The sequence below is a fragment of the Kluyvera huaxiensis genome (assembly GCF_040149365.1).
GTDB lineage: Bacteria > Pseudomonadota > Gammaproteobacteria > Enterobacterales > Enterobacteriaceae > Kluyvera > Kluyvera intermedia_A.
This window is the reverse complement of sequence record NZ_JBEFLV010000022.1, coordinates 16,875-32,542: the sequence shown is the minus strand read 5'-3', so window position 1 is coordinate 32,542 and position 15,668 is coordinate 16,875. Positions and strand designations below refer to the sequence as shown.

Below are 15,668 nucleotides of genomic sequence, written 5' to 3'. Positions count from 1 at the left end.
GTCACACCCTATAAGGGTGGACAAATTAGACGACGATGCAAGCAAAACCTGTAATAAGTCATTTAAAGTTGCTGTTTTTGCTGCCGTAAATCCTGTTCAATGCCTTCACGCACCTCCACTGGCAGCTTCAAGGCGTCGCCCAGCGCATTCAGATAGCTACGTTCCATAAAGTGATCGATCTCAATCGCGGCGCAGCTGATGAAATACAGTTCCAGCGCCTCTTCTTCATTATGGACATCGCGGGCCAGACGCTGCGGATCAAGCGGTTGTTCAATGGCCTGGGCAATGAGCGCTCGCCCCTGCTCTTCTACGCCCGCCTCACGCAGCTGTTGTTCAATGGCGGCCTGTTCTTTCGCATCAATATGCCCGTCGCTTTTCGCCGCGAAGACCAGCGCTAAAATCAGCCGTTCAGTACGTACATCGAGCGGTGCGGCGGGTTCGCCATACTTCATTTCCGTTTGTGGACTGCCGCGCATTTTGTCTTTGTACTTGTTCCACAGTACGCTGCCCGCTACCGCACCGCCGCCGACCAGCAGCGCACCGGTGCCGTATTTCGCCAGCATTTTCCGCGACGACTTACTGGCAATCAGTAAACCCGCCAGACCGCCCAGAGCGCCAGGCACCAGCATCTGATTCAGCCCACTTTTCCCTTCACCCGACTTTTGCCCCAGCAGCGATTGCAGTTGATTCAACCAGCCTGACATATGACCTCCAATAGAAACGTGTACGACATTCAGACTAGGCGAGCGGATGTCAGAATATGTCTGCGCCGCATAAAGATGCGAAAATTTAACGCGATACCCTCTCCTGCTTGCTGATCCCAAGACAGACGCAAACGTTTTCGTTTATAATGTGCCAAACTTTGGATAGACGGTGGAATAGGTAATGACGTTATTAGGCACAGCTTTGCGTCCTGCTGCGACGCGCGTAATGCTTCTGGGTTCAGGTGAATTGGGTAAAGAAGTGGCCATTGAGTGCCAGCGGTTAGGAATCGAAGTGATCGCCGTCGATCGTTATGCCGATGCCCCGGCAATGCACGTCGCACATCGTTCCTATGTGATTAATATGCTCGACGGTATGGTACTTAAAGCGCTGGTTGAGCAGGAAAAACCAGACTTTATCGTGCCGGAAATTGAGGCTATCGCCACCGATACGCTGATTGAACTCGAGCAGGCAGGCCAGCACGTGGTGCCGTGTGCGCGTGCCACCAAACTGACTATGAACCGCGAAGGCATCCGTCGCCTGGCGGCTGAAACCCTCAAATTACCCACCTCCGCGTACCGTTTTGCCGACAGTGAAGCGCAGTTCCGCCAGGCAGTAGCGAATATTGGCCTCCCCTGTATCGTTAAGCCGGTCATGAGTTCGTCCGGTAAAGGGCAGACCTTTATTCGCCATGAAGAGCAGCTGGCGCAGGCATGGCAGTATGCTCAACAGGGCGGCCGCGCAGGGGCCGGGCGCGTTATTGTTGAAGGGGTGGTGAATTTTGATTTTGAGATAACCCTGCTCACCGTCAATGCGGTCGATGGCGTTCATTTCTGTGCGCCAGTAGGACATCGTCAGGAAGATGGCGACTACCGTGAATCCTGGCAGCCGCAGCAGATGAGCGAGCTGGCGCTGGCGCGTGCGCAGGAAATTGCCCGTGAGGTGGTACTGGCGCTGGGGGGTTACGGGTTATTCGGCGTAGAGCTATTTGTCTGCGGTGATGATGTGGTGTTTAGCGAAGTCTCTCCGCGCCCACACGATACCGGAATGGTGACGCTGATTTCGCAGGACGTCTCTGAGTTTGCCCTGCATGTTCGAGCATTCCTCGGATTACCCGTGGGGGCAATTCGCCAATACGGCCCTTCGGCTTCCGCGGTACTGCTGCCACAGCTGAGTAGCCGTAACGTTACCTTCGATAATGTGCAGAACGCGCTGGGTGCTGGGGTGCAATTGCGCCTGTTCGGCAAACCGGATATTGATGGCTCCCGTCGTATGGGCGTGGCGCTGGCAACGGGCGATAGCGTGGAGCAAGCGGTTGAGCGCGCAAAAATCGCCGCGGCTGCCGTCATCGTTCAAGGGTAATAAAAAAGGCGGGCTGCTTGCGCATACCCGCCCTTCTTATCTGCGACCCGAAAACCAAATCGGGCAGACAGTTATCTTACAGCTTAGCACCTTCAACTGCTTCACGAGCCAGTTTGGTGATGCGATCGTAATCGCCAGCTTCCAGCGCGTCAGCTGGAACTAACCATGAACCACCGATGCACAGAACGCTTTTCAGTGCCAGATAGTCACGGTAGTTAGCTGGGGAGATACCGCCAGTTGGGCAGAAACGGATGTGAGAGAATGGACCTGCAATCGCCTGCAGCGCTTTCACGCCACCGTTGGCTTCAGCCGGGAAGAATTTGAACTCTTTCAGACCATGTTCCATACCCAGCATCAGTTCAGATACAGAGCAGATACCCGGGATCAGCGGGATAGTGCCTGCAGTCGCTGCTTTCAGCAGATTGTCGGTCAGGCCCGGGCTGATAGCAAACTGCGCGCCAGCTTCGGTGACTTCTTTCAGCTGCTGTGCGTTGGTCACGGTACCCGCGCCGACGATAGCATCCGGAACTTCTTTAGCAATAGCGCGGATAGCATCCATCGCGCATGCGGTACGCAGCGTCACTTCCAGGACGCGTACGCCGCCTGCAACCAGCGCTTTCGCCATCGGTACTGCGTGCTCAAGCTTGTTAACCACGATAACCGGTACTACCGGGCCGGTGGTCAGGATTGCTTCTGCAGTTGTTTTCCAGTTTTTCATCAGAAATTCTCTCTCGCCAGATCTACAAATCGTGTCATCTTAAAAGGTAATACAGGTTGCGCCCTGCTCTGCACCGGACAGTTTTTCCCGTAATGCACCGAACAGTTCACGGCCTGTTCCCACGCGCGAAGCGCTCAGATCAGGAATATGCGGTTGACGCGCGGCCAGTTCGGCTTCATCGACCAGCAGCGTAAGCTCGCCGGTCTGGCCGTTTACGCGAATCATGTCGCCGTCGCGTACTTTTGCCAACAGCCCACCGTCATAGGCTTCAGGGGTCACGTGAATCGCCGACGGCACTTTACCGGATGCACCAGACAGTCGTCCATCAGTGACTAACGCAATTTTGAAACAGCGGTCCAATAATACACCAAGTGGCGGCATAAGTTTATGTAATTCTGGCATACCGTTCGCTTTTGGCCCTTGATGGCGCACAACAACGACGCAATCTTTGTCCAGCAGACCCGCTTCAAACGCAGGTAATACATCATGCTGGCTTTCAAAAATAACGGCTGGGGCTTCAATCACCTGGTTTTCAACCGGTACAGCAGAAGTTTTCATCACCGCACGGCCGAGATTACCGCTCAGTACTTTGGTGCCGCCATGTTTAGAGAACGGCTTGTCGAAGGTGGCAATGATGCTGTCATCCAAAGACGCCGTTGCGCCTTCACGCCAGTCCAGCTTGCCCTCATTGAGCCATGGCTCCATGGTGTAGTGGGACAAACCAAAGCCCGCTACGGTGTTGACGTCTTCATGCAGCAGTCCGCCTTTGAGCAGTTCGCGCACCAGCACCGGTACGCCGCCCGCAGCCTGGAAGTGGTTGATATCAGCCGGGCCGTTTGGATACAGACGGGCCATCAGCGGCACAACGTCAGACAGTTCGGAGAAGTCATCCCAGTTAATGATGATGCCCGCCGCGCGAGCCATTGCAACCAGGTGCATGGTGTGGTTCGTCGAACCGCCGGTCGCCAGCAGCGCCACGATCCCGTTGACCACCACTTTTTCATCAACCATTTTGCCCAGCGGCATCCAGTCATTGCCATTGCCGGTCATACGCGTCACCTGACGCGCCGCAGCGGCGGTCAGTTCAGCACGCAGCGGGGCATCCGGGTGAACGAATGAAGAACCCGGCAGCTGCATACCCATGAATTCGATAACCATCTGGTTGGTATTGGCAGTGCCGTAGAAAGTACAGGTGCCTGGCGCATGGTAGGAAGCTGCTTCCGACTCCAGCAGCGCGTTACGGTCAACCTTGCCTTCAGCATACAGCTGACGAATACGGACTTTTTCTTTGTTCGGCAAGCCACTGGCCATTGGGCCTGACGGAATGAATACCGAAGGCAGGTGGCCGAAGGAAAACGCCGCCATGGCAAGCCCTGGGACTATTTTGTCGCACACGCCAAGGTACAGCGCGCCGTCGAACATATTGTGAGACAGGCCCACCGCTGCGGACATTGCAATGACTTCACGGCTCAGTAAAGAGAGCTCCATGCCGTCCTGCCCCTGGGTCACGCCGTCACACATAGCAGGCACGCCGCCCGCAACCTGACCCACCGCATTGACGCTGTGCAGCGCCTTACGGATTTGGTCTGGATAATATTCATACGGCTGATGGGCAGAAAGCATATCGTTATAGGAGGTGATGATCGCGATATTGTTACGCAGCATGCTTTTCAACGACGCTTTATCATCTGGCTGGCAGGCGGCAAAACCGTGCGCCAGGTTACCGCAGGCCAGCTCTGAACGGTGAACCGTTTCAGTTTTCGCCTGCTCGATGCGCGCCAGATAGGCTTCACGCGTACTGCGAGAGCGTTCAATAATGCGATTTGTTACCCGTAACATTACAGAGTTCATAAAGGCTCCTCAAATTTTTCTGTCCAGGCCGCTGTCTAATCGGACGAATATATTGGCTTAACTTATCTTAAACGCCCGTATAACGCAGCTCAGAGGCAAGTATCTACCGCTAGTGTAATAAAAAAAGCCCCGGGAGTGAATCCGCCCGGGGCTTAAATGCGCAAAAATAGCACTACATGCTGTGTTAGATCATGTTACCGGTAAAATAACACTTCCGGATTACCGTTATCCCTTATTCAAACTCGTTCCAGGAACGGCCATCACGGGTGATCATCGCCACGGAAGCCACCGGCCCCCAGGTGCCAGCCTGATACGGTTTAGGGGCATCGTTATCGCTCGCCCACGCACCGGTAATGGAGTCAACCCACTTCCAGGCCTCTTCAACTTCATCACGGCGAACGAACAGCGCCTGAATACCGCGCATAGTTTCCAGCAGCAGACGTTCGTAGGCGTCGGCTAGATGCGTTTGATTAAAGGTTTCGGAGTAGCTCAGATCCAGCTTAGTGACCTGCAGATTATGCTTGTGATCCAGACCCGGCACTTTGTTGAGGATCTGAATATCCACACCTTCATCCGGCTGCAGGCGAATGGTCAGTTTGTTCTGCGGCAGCTCAGGCCAGGTCTCTTTGAATAGGTTCAGCTCTGGATTCTTGAAATAAACAACGACTTCAGAGCATTTGGTCGGCAGACGTTTGCCGGTGCGCAGGTAGAACGGTACGCCCGCCCAGCGCCAGTTATCGATATCAACACGGATAGCCACGAAGGTTTCGGTGCTGCTCGATTTATTGGCCCCCTCTTCTTCGAGATAGCCCGGAACTTTCTGCCCCTGCGCGAAGCCTGCGGTGTACTGACCACGGACGGTTTTTTCACGCACGTTGCTGCGGTCAATGCGGCGCAGCGACTTCAGTACCTTCACCTTCTCATCACGAATGCTGTCAGCGCTCAGGTCTGACGGCGGCGCCATAGCAATCATGCAAAGGATTTGCAGCAGGTGGTTTTGGATCATGTCGCGCATCTGGCCGGCCTGGTCAAAGTAGCCCCAGCGCCCTTCGATACCCACCTCTTCGGCCACGGTAATTTCCACGTGATCGATAGTGCGGTTATCCCAGTTGTTCACAAACAGGGAGTTGGCAAAACGCAGCGCCAGCAGGTTCAGTACCGTCTCTTTACCCAGATAATGGTCGATACGGTAAACCTGGCACTCTTCGAAATATTCACCGACCTGGTCGTTAATCTCACGGGAGGTTTCCAGCGAGGTACCCAGCGGTTTTTCCATGACGACGCGAGCCGGCTTGGCGTTCAGCTTCGCTTCGCCCAGACCACGGCAGATGGCGCCAAAGGTGCTTGGCGGCATAGCAAAATAGTTGATGGTGACGCGATTTTTCTGATCGAGCATCTCACCCAGACGAGAAAACGCCGAAACATCATTAACATCGAGGTTGCAGAAATCGAGACGCGCACTGAGGGTATCCCACAAACCTTCATTAATTTTCTCTTTCATGAAGGTTTCCAGCGCTTCGCGCACCACTTTGGTGTACGTTGCTTTGTCCCAGTCGGCACGGCCTACGCCGATAATACGGGTGTCAGGGTTAATTTGACCGGCTTTTTCAAGCTGATACAGGGAAGGCAGCAGTTTCCGGCGGGCCAAATCGCCCTTCGCGCCGAAAATGACCAGATCGCATGCCTGGGCCGTTTGCGTTACCGCCATGTCATTCTCCTCAGTTAAAGATCCGGTTCTATACCCTTCATACTTCAAGTTGCCTGTGCGTTGGCTGCGCTCGTTCCCCCCAGTCACGTACTCATGTACGCTCCTGGGGATTCGCTCTCTTGCCGCCTTCATGCAACTCGAATTATTTAGGGTATATATACTTTATCCTTCAGGTTTTCCTGAAATATGCCGGATATCATTGTAATTTTCTTACGGTGCACTGTACTGTGTTTACCAAATTGCCGAAACCCTTTAACGCCCTTCTCGCCTTCCGATCGCACAAATCGGAACCGTTACGGCAGCAGCGTTAGGCAATCCGCCAATTTTGTTCGTTCTTTCGCCTGAATGACGCCAGTTAAAATACGACGTTGATCATGTAATGAAAATAAACAACATATTTTGCTGTTACTATTCACTTTTCATCCAGCATCAAGCGTATATTCTTGCTAAAACGCCTGAAGATTTCACCCATTAATGGAATCGTTTCAATCTATGAGCGCCTTGTCACGATGAACATGCTGGAAAGAATCCAGTCCCAACTGGAAAACCTTAGCAAATCCGAGCGAAAAGTCGCGGAAGTTATTCTTGCGGCCCCTGAACAGGCAATCCATTCAAGTATTGCCGCGCTCGCCCTTGAGGCCGAGGTCAGCGAACCCACCGTTAACCGTTTTTGTCGCAGTATGGATACCCGTGGTTTCCCGGATTTCAAGCTCCATCTTGCCCAAAGTCTCGCCAACGGTACACCGTATGTTAATCGTAATGTTGATGAGGATGACAGCGTAGAAGCCTATACGGCGAAAATTTTCGAGTCCGCGATGGCAAGCCTGGCACATGTGCGCCAGTCTCTTGATATGTCAGCGGTCAATCGGGCAGTCGATCTTTTAACCCAGGCCAAGAAGATTGCCTTCTTTGGCCTCGGTTCTTCGGCGGCGGTCGCACACGATGCGATGAACAAATTTTTCCGATTCAACGTCCCGGTCATCTATTCTGATGACATCGTTTTGCAACGAATGAGCTGTATGAATTGCAGCGACGATGATGTAGTGGTGCTGATTTCCCATACCGGCAGAACCAAAAGCCTGGTTGAAGTGGCGCAGGTGGCGCGGGAGAATGATGCTATGGTCATCGCTATCACTTCAGCCGGCACGCCGCTGGCCCGGGAAGCCACGCTCGCTATCACCCTTGATGTTCCGGAAGATACCGATATTTACATGCCGATGGTCTCAAGACTGGCACAGCTTACCGTGATTGATGTGCTGGCAACGGGGTTTACCCTGCGCCGTGGGGCAAAATTCAGGGATAACTTGAAGCGAGTCAAAGAAGCATTGAAAGAATCGCGGTTTGATAAAGAGCTATCGACACACAGCGATAACCACTAAAAGCGATAAGCACGACGTCATTAATTAAATCATTCGGTAGCGCCCACCTGGCGACATTGCCGAATTCCTGTTCACGCAACACCTTAAGTTGTATTAGTCAACGGAGTATTACATGTCCAGAAGGCTTCGCAGAACCAAGATCGTCACCACGTTAGGCCCAGCAACTGACCGCGACAATAACCTCGAGAAGGTTATTTCTGCCGGTGCTAACGTTGTACGTATGAACTTTTCACACGGTACGCCGGAAGACCACCAGCTACGTGCCGATAAAGTACGCGAAATTGCGGCAAAACTTGGGCGTCATGTAGCCATCCTCGGCGATTTGCAAGGACCAAAGATCCGCGTATCAACCTTCAAAGAAGGCAAAGTATTCCTCAATATCGGCGATAAATTCCTGCTTGATGCCAACCTGGGTAAAGGCGAAGGCGATAAAGAGAAAGTCGGCATCGACTATAAAGGTCTGCCAGCCGACGTGGTTCCAGGCGACATTCTGTTGCTGGATGATGGCCGCGTACAGTTAAAAGTGCTGGAAATTCAGGGCATGAAAGTGTTCACCGAAGTGACCGTCGGTGGACCGCTGTCCAACAATAAGGGCATCAACAAGTTAGGCGGTGGTCTTTCTGCTGAGGCCCTGACCGAAAAAGACAAGGCTGACATCCTGACCGCCGCCAAAATTAGCGTCGACTACCTTGCCGTCTCCTTCCCGCGCTGCGGCGAAGACCTGAACTATGCTCGTCGTCTGGCCCGTGAAGCTGGCTGTGACGCTAAAATCGTTGCCAAAGTGGAACGTGCGGAAGCGGTATGCAGCCAGGATGCGATGGACGATATTATTCTCGCGTCTGATGTGGTGATGGTTGCCCGTGGTGACCTGGGCGTTGAGATCGGCGACCCTGAACTGGTCGGTATCCAGAAAGCGCTGATTCGTCGCGCGCGTCAGCTGAACCGTACCGTCATCACCGCGACCCAGATGATGGAATCGATGATAACCAACCCGATGCCAACCCGCGCCGAAGTCATGGACGTGGCGAACGCCGTGCTGGATGGTACCGATGCCGTGATGCTGTCTGCGGAAACCGCCGCGGGTCAGTATCCTTCTGAGACCGTTGCTGCCATGGCGCGCGTGTGCCTGGGCGCAGAGAAAATTCCAAGCATTAACGTCTCTAAACACCGTCTGGACGTACAGTTCGACAACGTGGAAGAAGCCATTGCCATGTCGGCGATGTACGCGGCTAACCACCTGAAAGGCGTGACCGCCATCATCACCATGACCGAATCCGGTCGTACCGCGCTGATGACGTCCCGTATTACTTCCGGTCTGCCGATTTTCGCCATGTCTCGCCACGAACGCACGCTGAACCTGACGGCGCTGTACCGCGGCGTGACCCCGGTGTTCTTCGATAGCGCTTGTGATGGCGTTGCGGCAGCACACGATGCGGTTAACCTGCTGCGTGACAAAGGCTACCTGATGTCGGGTGATCTGGTTATCGTCACCCAGGGCGACGTGATGAGCACCGTGGGTTCAACCAACACCACGCGTATCCTGACCGTCGAGTAAACCTCGAAGTGCAAAAAGCCCAGGCAGCTGCCTGGGCTTTTTTATTGTTGTCGCGCGATACCGCCCTTCCGGGCTTACCGCGTGCTATTTCTTTTTCTTCGGATACAGCTCTTTACGCTGATACGGCTCCGTTTCACCAGGCTTACGCGTCTTCAGCAATTTCAGGATCCACGTGTACTGCTCGGTATGCGGGCCAACGAAGATTTCCACTTCTTCGTTCATTCGACGCGCAATGGTGTTGTCATCGGCTTCCAGTAGGTCATCCATCGGTGGGCGCACCAGAATCGTTAAGCGGTGCGTTTTGCCGTTATAGACCGGGAACAGCGGCACCACACGCGCACGGCACACTTTCATCAGACGGCCAATCGCCGGCAGCGTGGCTTTATAGGTGGCAAAGAAATCAACAAATTCGCTGTGCTCCGGGCCGTGATCCTGGTCCGGCAGATAATATCCCCAGTAGCCCTGACGCACCGACTGAATAAACGGTTTAATGCCGTCGTTTCGCGCGTGCAGACGACCACCAAAGCGGCGACGAACGGTATTCCACACAAAGTCGAACACCTTGTTGCCCTGGTTATGGAACATCGCCGCCATTTTCTGCCCCTGAGAGGCCATCACCATCGCCGGAATATCGACGCCCCAGCCGTGCGGCACAAGGAAGATAACGTTCTCACCGTTACGGCGCATTTCATCGATAATCTCCTGCCCCTGCCAATCGAGGCGCGGCAGAATTTTTTCCGGCCCTTTCAGCGCCAGCTCTGCCATCATCACCATCGCCTGCGGCGCAGTTGCGAACATCTCATCAATAATGGTTTCCCGCTCGGCTTCGCTTTTGTCCGGGAAGCAATAGAGCAGATTGATCTGCGCGCGGCGGCGTGCGCTCTTACCGAATTTCCCTGCCAGACGACCCAGCTTGCCCAACAGCGGATCGCGAATTTTTGCCGGAATGTAAGCGATCCCAGCAAAAGCCAGTACGCCTAGCCAGGCGCCCCAGTAGCGCGGATGGCGGAAAGATTTCTCAAACTCGGGAATGTATTCACTATTATTTTTCTTCGTTTCCATGCCTGTTCCTGGTTCGAATCATCGGGTGGTGCGGATAATCAGATAGTGTAGCGAGCGCGCGGGGTTCACACAAAAGAAAAAGCCGGTGCTAAGAAAGCACCGGCTCTGAACGTCTGTTTCTTAGGCGATATCAGTCGAAACGCAGCTGCGGTAAGACTTGTTTCACCTGGGCCAGATAGTCGGTACGGTCGGAGCCGGTCAGCCCTTCGGTACGCGGCAGCTTGGCCGTTAGCGGGTTCACCGCCTGCTGGTTAAGCCATACTTCATAGTGCAGATGCGGCCCGGTTGAACGCCCGGTATTGCCAGATAGCGCAATACGATCCCCACGTTTCACCTTCTGACCCGGTTTCACCAACAGCTTACGCAGGTGCATATAACGAGTGGTGTAGGTACGACCATGACGGACCGCCACATAGTAACCTGCCGCGCCGCTGCGCTTCGCTACCACCACTTCGCCATCGCCGACCGCCAGAACCGGCGTCCCTTGTGGCATCGCAAAATCAACGCCACGGTGCGGCGCAACGCGCCCGGTAACAGGGTTCAGACGACGCGGGTTAAAGTTGGACGACACGCGGAACTGGCGCGCGGTTGGGAAGCGCAGGAAGCCCTTCGCCAGCCCCGTACCGTTACGGTCGTAGAACTTACCGTCTTCTGCGCGAATCGCGTAATAATCTTTGCCGTCTGAACGCAAACGCACGCCCAGCAGCTGGCTTTGCTCGCGCTTACCATCCAGCATCTCACGCGACATCAGTACTGAGAATTCATCGCCTTTTTTCAGCTTACGGAAGTCCATCTGCCACTGCATAGCTTTGATGACCGCGCTAGCTTCCACGCTGGTTAACCCGGCATTCACGGCGCTGGAGACAAAGCTGCCGCCAACGGTGCCTTTCACCAGGCTGTTAACCCAGTCGCCCTGCTGCATCTCGCTGCTCATTTTAAAGCCATTAGCAACGCGATCGTAGGTGCGAGTTTCACGGCGCGACATTTCCCACGTCAGACGCTGGAGATCGCCGTCATCGTTCAGCGTCCAGGAGAGCTGCTGACCGACTTTCATATTTTTCAGGTCTTTATCCGCCGCTGCAAGCTGGCTGATATTGCCCATATCAATACCGTACTGATTCAGGATGCTGCTAAGGGTATCGCCCGTGGATACCACATATTCATGCACGCCCGTTTCGTTATCGGCTTTGTCGTCCAGTTCATCCTGAGGAATCGCTTCGTCTTCCTGAGCGGACTGATCGATTGGCTCACTGGCCTCGGGTAATAGCGAGCGGATCTCTTTTTTCTCCAGCTCGATAGTCCGGATGACCGGTGAGGAGGTTGGGTGATAAACGTATGGCCGCCAGACAGCGACGGCCAGTGTGAGAACGGTCAGTGACCCCAGCATAACGCGGTGGGGCCGCGGCAAATTATTAAATGCCAGAGCGACAGAGCGGGCTATCTGCTGCACGTATTCACTTCCTTACTTATCTCCTTTCAGGCAGCTCGCATACTGGGTCGCCAGTTGAGTCAGAAACGCCGGATAGCTCTCTTTACTCAGCTGTATATTGGTGCCGAGAGGATCCAACGTTCCCATGCGGACGGTGGTTCCCCGCGCGACAGATTCAACGACAGCGGGCCTGAATTGTGGCTCAGCAAAAACGCAGGTTGCTTTTTGCTCAACCAACTGTGTTCTTATTTGATGTAAACGCTGCGCACCGGGTTGGATTTCAGGGTTCACGGTAAAGTGCCCTAGCGGGGTCAAACCGTAGTGTTTTTCGTAGTAACCATAGGCGTCATGAAAAACGAAATACCCTTTTCCTTTCACCGATGCCAGCTCGTTCGCAACCTGTTTATCGGTAGTGGCCAGATTGGCCTCAAAATCCTTCAGGTTGGCGTCAAGCCGGGCTCGACTCTGGGGCATAAGTTCCACTAATTTGTCATGGATTGCAACCGCTGACAGCCGCGCTATCTCTGGGGAAAGCCACAAATGCATGTTGTAATCGCCGTGATGGTGATGCTCGTCACCTTTTTCCGCGTGGGCATGGTCATGTCCACCCTCGGCACCGTGATCGTCATCGTCATCATCAGCCCCCTTCATGAGTAACGGTTTCACCCCATCAAGCTGGGCGATAGTCACTTTTTTCGCATCAGGAATGCTTTGCGTTGACTTGTCCATGAACGCTTCCATTTCTGGACCAATCCAAACCACTAAGTCCGCGTTCTGTAAGCGTTTTGCATCAGATGGACGCAGTGAATAATCATGTTCAGAGGCACCGTCAGGCAGTAATACCTGGGTCTCTGTTACCCCGTCAGCAATCGCGGAAGCGATGAATCCCAACGGCTTGAGCGACGTCACAACGGCGGCATCAGCACTCTGTGCTGCCGTTCCCCAAAGTGCAGCGGATAAAGCTGCGAAAAGAAGCGTATTTTTCTGTAACATTATGCGTCTGATAATCGAAATGAATAAGAGATGTGTGATATTATAACATTCACTATCTTGTGCAACCCCTAATTGCTATGACAAATCTTGTATCTCTGGAAAATGTTGCAGTCACCTTCGGCCAACGCCGGGTGCTCTCTGACATCTCGCTGAATCTCAAGCCAGGCCGCATTCTGACGCTGCTTGGTCCTAATGGTGCCGGCAAATCAACGTTGGTGCGCGTGGTCCTCGGCCTGGTAGCACCCAGCGAAGGCGTTGTCATTCGCGATAAACAGCTGCGCATTGGCTACGTGCCGCAAAAATTACACCTCGACGCGACATTGCCGCTGACCGTCAAGCGTTTTTTACGTTTACATCCCGCAACGCGTAAAGAGGATATCCTCCCTGCGCTGATGCGAGTTCAGGCAGCCCATCTTCAGGATGCACCAATGCAGAAGCTCTCTGGTGGTGAAACCCAGCGCGTGTTGCTGGCGCGTGCGTTGCTGAATAAACCGCAGTTACTGGTTCTCGATGAACCGACCCAGGGCGTTGATGTTAACGGCCAGGTTGCGCTGTATGACCTCATTAACCAACTGCGTCAGGAACTCAACTGCGCGGTGCTGATGGTGTCTCATGACCTGCATCTGGTGATGGCAAAAACGGATGAGGTTCTATGTCTGAATCACCATATCTGCTGCTCCGGCACGCCGGATGTGGTTTCGATGCATCCGGAATTTATCTCGATGTTTGGCCCACGCGGTGCTGAGCAGCTGGGGATTTATCGCCATCAGCATAACCATCGCCATGATTTACAGGGCCGTATTATTTTGCGTCGGGGAAATGGGCAGTCATGATTGAAATTTTACTTCCCGGCTGGCTTGCCGGAATGATGCTGGCGTGCGCTGCTGGCCCGCTAGGCTCGTTTGTGGTCTGGCGTCGGATGTCCTATTTTGGCGATACCCTCGCCCATGCTTCATTACTGGGGGTCGCCTTTGGCCTTCTTCTGGATGTGAATCCATTCTATGCGGTCATTGCGGTCACGCTGCTGCTGGCAGCCGGGCTGGTATGGCTGGAAAAACGCCCTCACCTGGCGATTGATACCCTGCTGGGAATTATGGCGCACAGTGCGCTGTCGCTGGGTCTGGTCGTGGTCAGTCTGATGTCGAACGTCCGGGTTGACCTGATGGCCTATCTGTTTGGCGATCTGCTCGCCGTGACGCCACAGGACCTTATTTCCATTGCGCTCGGCGTGGTGGTGGTGCTGGCGATCCTCTTCTGGCAATGGCGTAATCTGCTGTCGATGACCATTAGTCCGGATTTGGCATTTGTGGACGGCGTGAAGCTACAGCGCGTGAAGCTGCTGCTGATGCTCGTGACCGCACTCACCATCGGCGTGGCGATGAAGTTTGTTGGGGCGTTGATTATTACTTCACTGCTGATTATCCCAGCGGCAACGGCGCGTCGTTTTGCGCGTACGCCGGAACAAATGGCGGGAATTGCGGTAGGAATGGGGATGATTGCCGTCACCGGCGGGCTGACCTTCTCAGCGTTCTACGATACGCCTGCGGGCCCTTCGGTAGTGCTGTGCGCCGCGCTGCTGTTCATTTTCAGCATGATGAAAAAACAGGCGAACTGAATGCACTGTATCGTCGGGGGCGCTACGCTGCCCGACCTACGGGGGATAATGTGCAAGCCTGATTGTCGGGGACGCTGCGCTTGCCCGACCTACGGGCGGTAATGTGCAGGCCTGATTGTCGGGGGCGCTGCGCTTGCCCGACCTACGGGCGGTAATGTGCAGGCCTGATTGTCGGGGACGCTGCGCTTGCCCGACCTACGGGCGGTAATGTGCAAGCGCGGCGGTGTGTATACTGTAGGTCGGATAAGATGCGTCAGCATCGCCATCCGACACTATGCTCAAGGCGTTTCCGGCGGTTTAATCCCGAAGTGATCCCACGCGCGAACCGTCGCCATACGCCCACGCGGCGTACGTTGCAAGAACCCCTGCTGGATCAGATACGGTTCCAGCACGTCCTCAATGGTTTCCCGCTCTTCGCCAATCGCCGCCGCCAGGTTATCGAGGCCAACCGGGCCGCCAAAGAACTTATCGATAACCGCCAGCAACAGCTTACGGTCCATATAGTCAAACCCTTCGGCATCAACGTTCAGCATATCCAGCGCCTGAGCGGCGATATCCACCGAAATCGTGCCATCATGCTTCACTTCCGCAAAGTCGCGCACGCGGCGCAGCAGGCGGTTGGCGATACGCGGCGTACCGCGAGCACGGCGAGCCACTTCCAGCGCGCCCTCTTCGCTCATCTCCAGCCCCATAAAACGCGCGCTGCGGCCCACGATATGCTGAAGGTCGGGGACCTGATAGAACTCCAGACGCTGCACAATACCAAAACGGTCGCGCAACGGTGACGTCAGAGACCCCGCGCGGGTGGTCGCGCCAATCAGGGTAAACGGCGGCAGGTCGATTTTAATTGAACGCGCCGCCGGGCCTTCCCCGATCATAATATCGAGCTGGTAATCTTCCATGGCGGGATAGAGCACCTCTTCCACCACCGGCGACAGGCGGTGGATCTCATCGATAAACAGCACATCGTGAGGCTCAAGGTTGGTCAACATGGCGGCCAGATCGCCTGCTTTTTCAAGCACCGGGCCGGATGTGGTGCGTAAATTCACCCCCATCTCATTGGCGACGATATTGGCCAACGTGGTTTTCCCCAACCCCGGAGGACCAAAAATTAGCAGGTGATCGAGCGCGTCGCCGCGCAGTTTTGCCGCCTGGATGAAAATTTCCATCTGCGAGCGCACATGCGGCTGACCGATATATTCAGCCAGTAATTTGGGGCGGATGGCGCGATCCGCCACCTCTTCCGCCATGGTACTGCCTGATGCTATCAGGCGGTCTGCTTCAATCATCCTTT

General features: G+C 54.6%; 13 protein-coding genes. 5 read left to right on the top strand and 8 right to left on the bottom strand.

Annotated elements, in window-relative coordinates:
* Positions 1-62: 62 nt before the first annotated feature.
* The gene (locus ABOC97_RS19495; RefSeq protein ID WP_349600974.1) at positions 63-704 is read right to left on the bottom strand and encodes a tellurite resistance TerB family protein; all 642 of its coding nucleotides are present in this window, start codon (positions 702-704) and stop codon (positions 63-65) included.
* Between the two features lie 181 nt (positions 705-885).
* On the opposite strand from ABOC97_RS19495, the gene purT reads away from it, so the two are divergent.
* Positions 886-2,064 (top strand): formate-dependent phosphoribosylglycinamide formyltransferase, encoded by a 1,179-nt coding sequence (purT, locus tag ABOC97_RS19490; RefSeq protein WP_349600971.1) that lies wholly within the window; start codon positions 886-888, stop codon positions 2,062-2,064.
* Positions 2,065-2,140: 76 nt separating this feature from the next.
* Here purT and ABOC97_RS19485 read toward each other — a convergent pair whose 3' ends face one another.
* From ABOC97_RS19485 to zwf, 3 genes are all read right to left on the bottom strand, one after another.
* Positions 2,141-2,782: a bifunctional 4-hydroxy-2-oxoglutarate aldolase/2-dehydro-3-deoxy-phosphogluconate aldolase gene (locus ABOC97_RS19485; RefSeq protein ID WP_234502763.1), complete on the bottom strand. Its 642-nt coding sequence runs from the start codon at positions 2,780-2,782 to the stop codon at positions 2,141-2,143.
* A 39-nt stretch (positions 2,783-2,821) separates the two neighbouring features.
* Positions 2,822-4,633 (bottom strand): phosphogluconate dehydratase, encoded by a 1,812-nt coding sequence (gene edd, locus ABOC97_RS19480; RefSeq protein WP_349600968.1) that lies wholly within the window; start codon positions 4,631-4,633, stop codon positions 2,822-2,824.
* Positions 4,634-4,865: 232 nt separating this feature from the next.
* A complete protein-coding gene (zwf, locus tag ABOC97_RS19475; RefSeq protein WP_234502758.1) occupies positions 4,866-6,341 on the bottom strand; it encodes a glucose-6-phosphate dehydrogenase in 1,476 nt (491 codons plus the stop codon).
* 509 nt (positions 6,342-6,850) lie between these two features.
* Here zwf and ABOC97_RS19470 point away from each other — a divergent pair.
* Together ABOC97_RS19470 and pyk are read left to right on the top strand one after the other, a co-directional pair.
* Positions 6,851-7,720 (top strand): MurR/RpiR family transcriptional regulator, encoded by an 870-nt coding sequence (locus ABOC97_RS19470; RefSeq protein ID WP_349601069.1) that lies wholly within the window; start codon positions 6,851-6,853, stop codon positions 7,718-7,720.
* Between the two features lie 112 nt (positions 7,721-7,832).
* On the top strand, positions 7,833-9,275 hold the full coding sequence (pyk, locus tag ABOC97_RS19465; protein ID WP_349600964.1) for a pyruvate kinase: 1,443 nt from the start codon (positions 7,833-7,835) through the stop codon (positions 9,273-9,275).
* An 84-nt stretch (positions 9,276-9,359) separates the two neighbouring features.
* Here the strand turns inward: pyk and lpxM are convergent, their stop codons facing one another.
* The 3 genes from lpxM to znuA all read right to left on the bottom strand — a co-directional run bounded on the left by lpxM (position 9,360) and on the right by znuA (position 12,759).
* The gene (gene lpxM, locus ABOC97_RS19460) at positions 9,360-10,337 is read right to left on the bottom strand and encodes a lauroyl-Kdo(2)-lipid IV(A) myristoyltransferase (protein ID WP_349600961.1); all 978 of its coding nucleotides are present in this window, start codon (positions 10,335-10,337) and stop codon (positions 9,360-9,362) included.
* Between the two features lie 130 nt (positions 10,338-10,467).
* Positions 10,468-11,787, bottom strand: a complete 1,320-nt coding sequence (mepM, locus tag ABOC97_RS19455; RefSeq protein ID WP_234502752.1) for a murein DD-endopeptidase MepM — start codon at positions 11,785-11,787, stop codon at positions 10,468-10,470.
* Between the two features lie 12 nt (positions 11,788-11,799).
* Positions 11,800-12,759, bottom strand: coding sequence for a zinc ABC transporter substrate-binding protein ZnuA (znuA, locus tag ABOC97_RS19450; RefSeq protein ID WP_349600959.1), 960 nt, complete (start codon positions 12,757-12,759; stop codon positions 11,800-11,802).
* A 77-nt stretch (positions 12,760-12,836) separates the two neighbouring features.
* Between znuA and znuC the strand changes: the two genes are divergently transcribed.
* Positions 12,837-13,592 carry a zinc ABC transporter ATP-binding protein ZnuC gene (znuC, locus tag ABOC97_RS19445; protein ID WP_234502750.1) on the top strand — a complete coding sequence of 252 codons (756 nt, stop codon included), beginning with the start codon at positions 12,837-12,839 and terminating at the stop codon, positions 13,590-13,592.
* Positions 13,589-14,374: a zinc ABC transporter permease subunit ZnuB gene (gene znuB, locus ABOC97_RS19440; RefSeq protein ID WP_234502749.1), complete on the top strand. Its 786-nt coding sequence runs from the start codon at positions 13,589-13,591 to the stop codon at positions 14,372-14,374. The genes znuC and znuB overlap by 4 nt, the downstream gene beginning before the upstream one ends.
* A gap of 278 nt (positions 14,375-14,652) precedes the next feature.
* On the opposite strand, the gene ruvB is transcribed toward znuB, so the two are convergent.
* Positions 14,653-15,663 (bottom strand): Holliday junction branch migration DNA helicase RuvB, encoded by a 1,011-nt coding sequence (ruvB, locus tag ABOC97_RS19435; RefSeq protein ID WP_349600954.1) that lies wholly within the window; start codon positions 15,661-15,663, stop codon positions 14,653-14,655.
* Between the last annotated feature and the right edge of the window lie 5 nt (positions 15,664-15,668).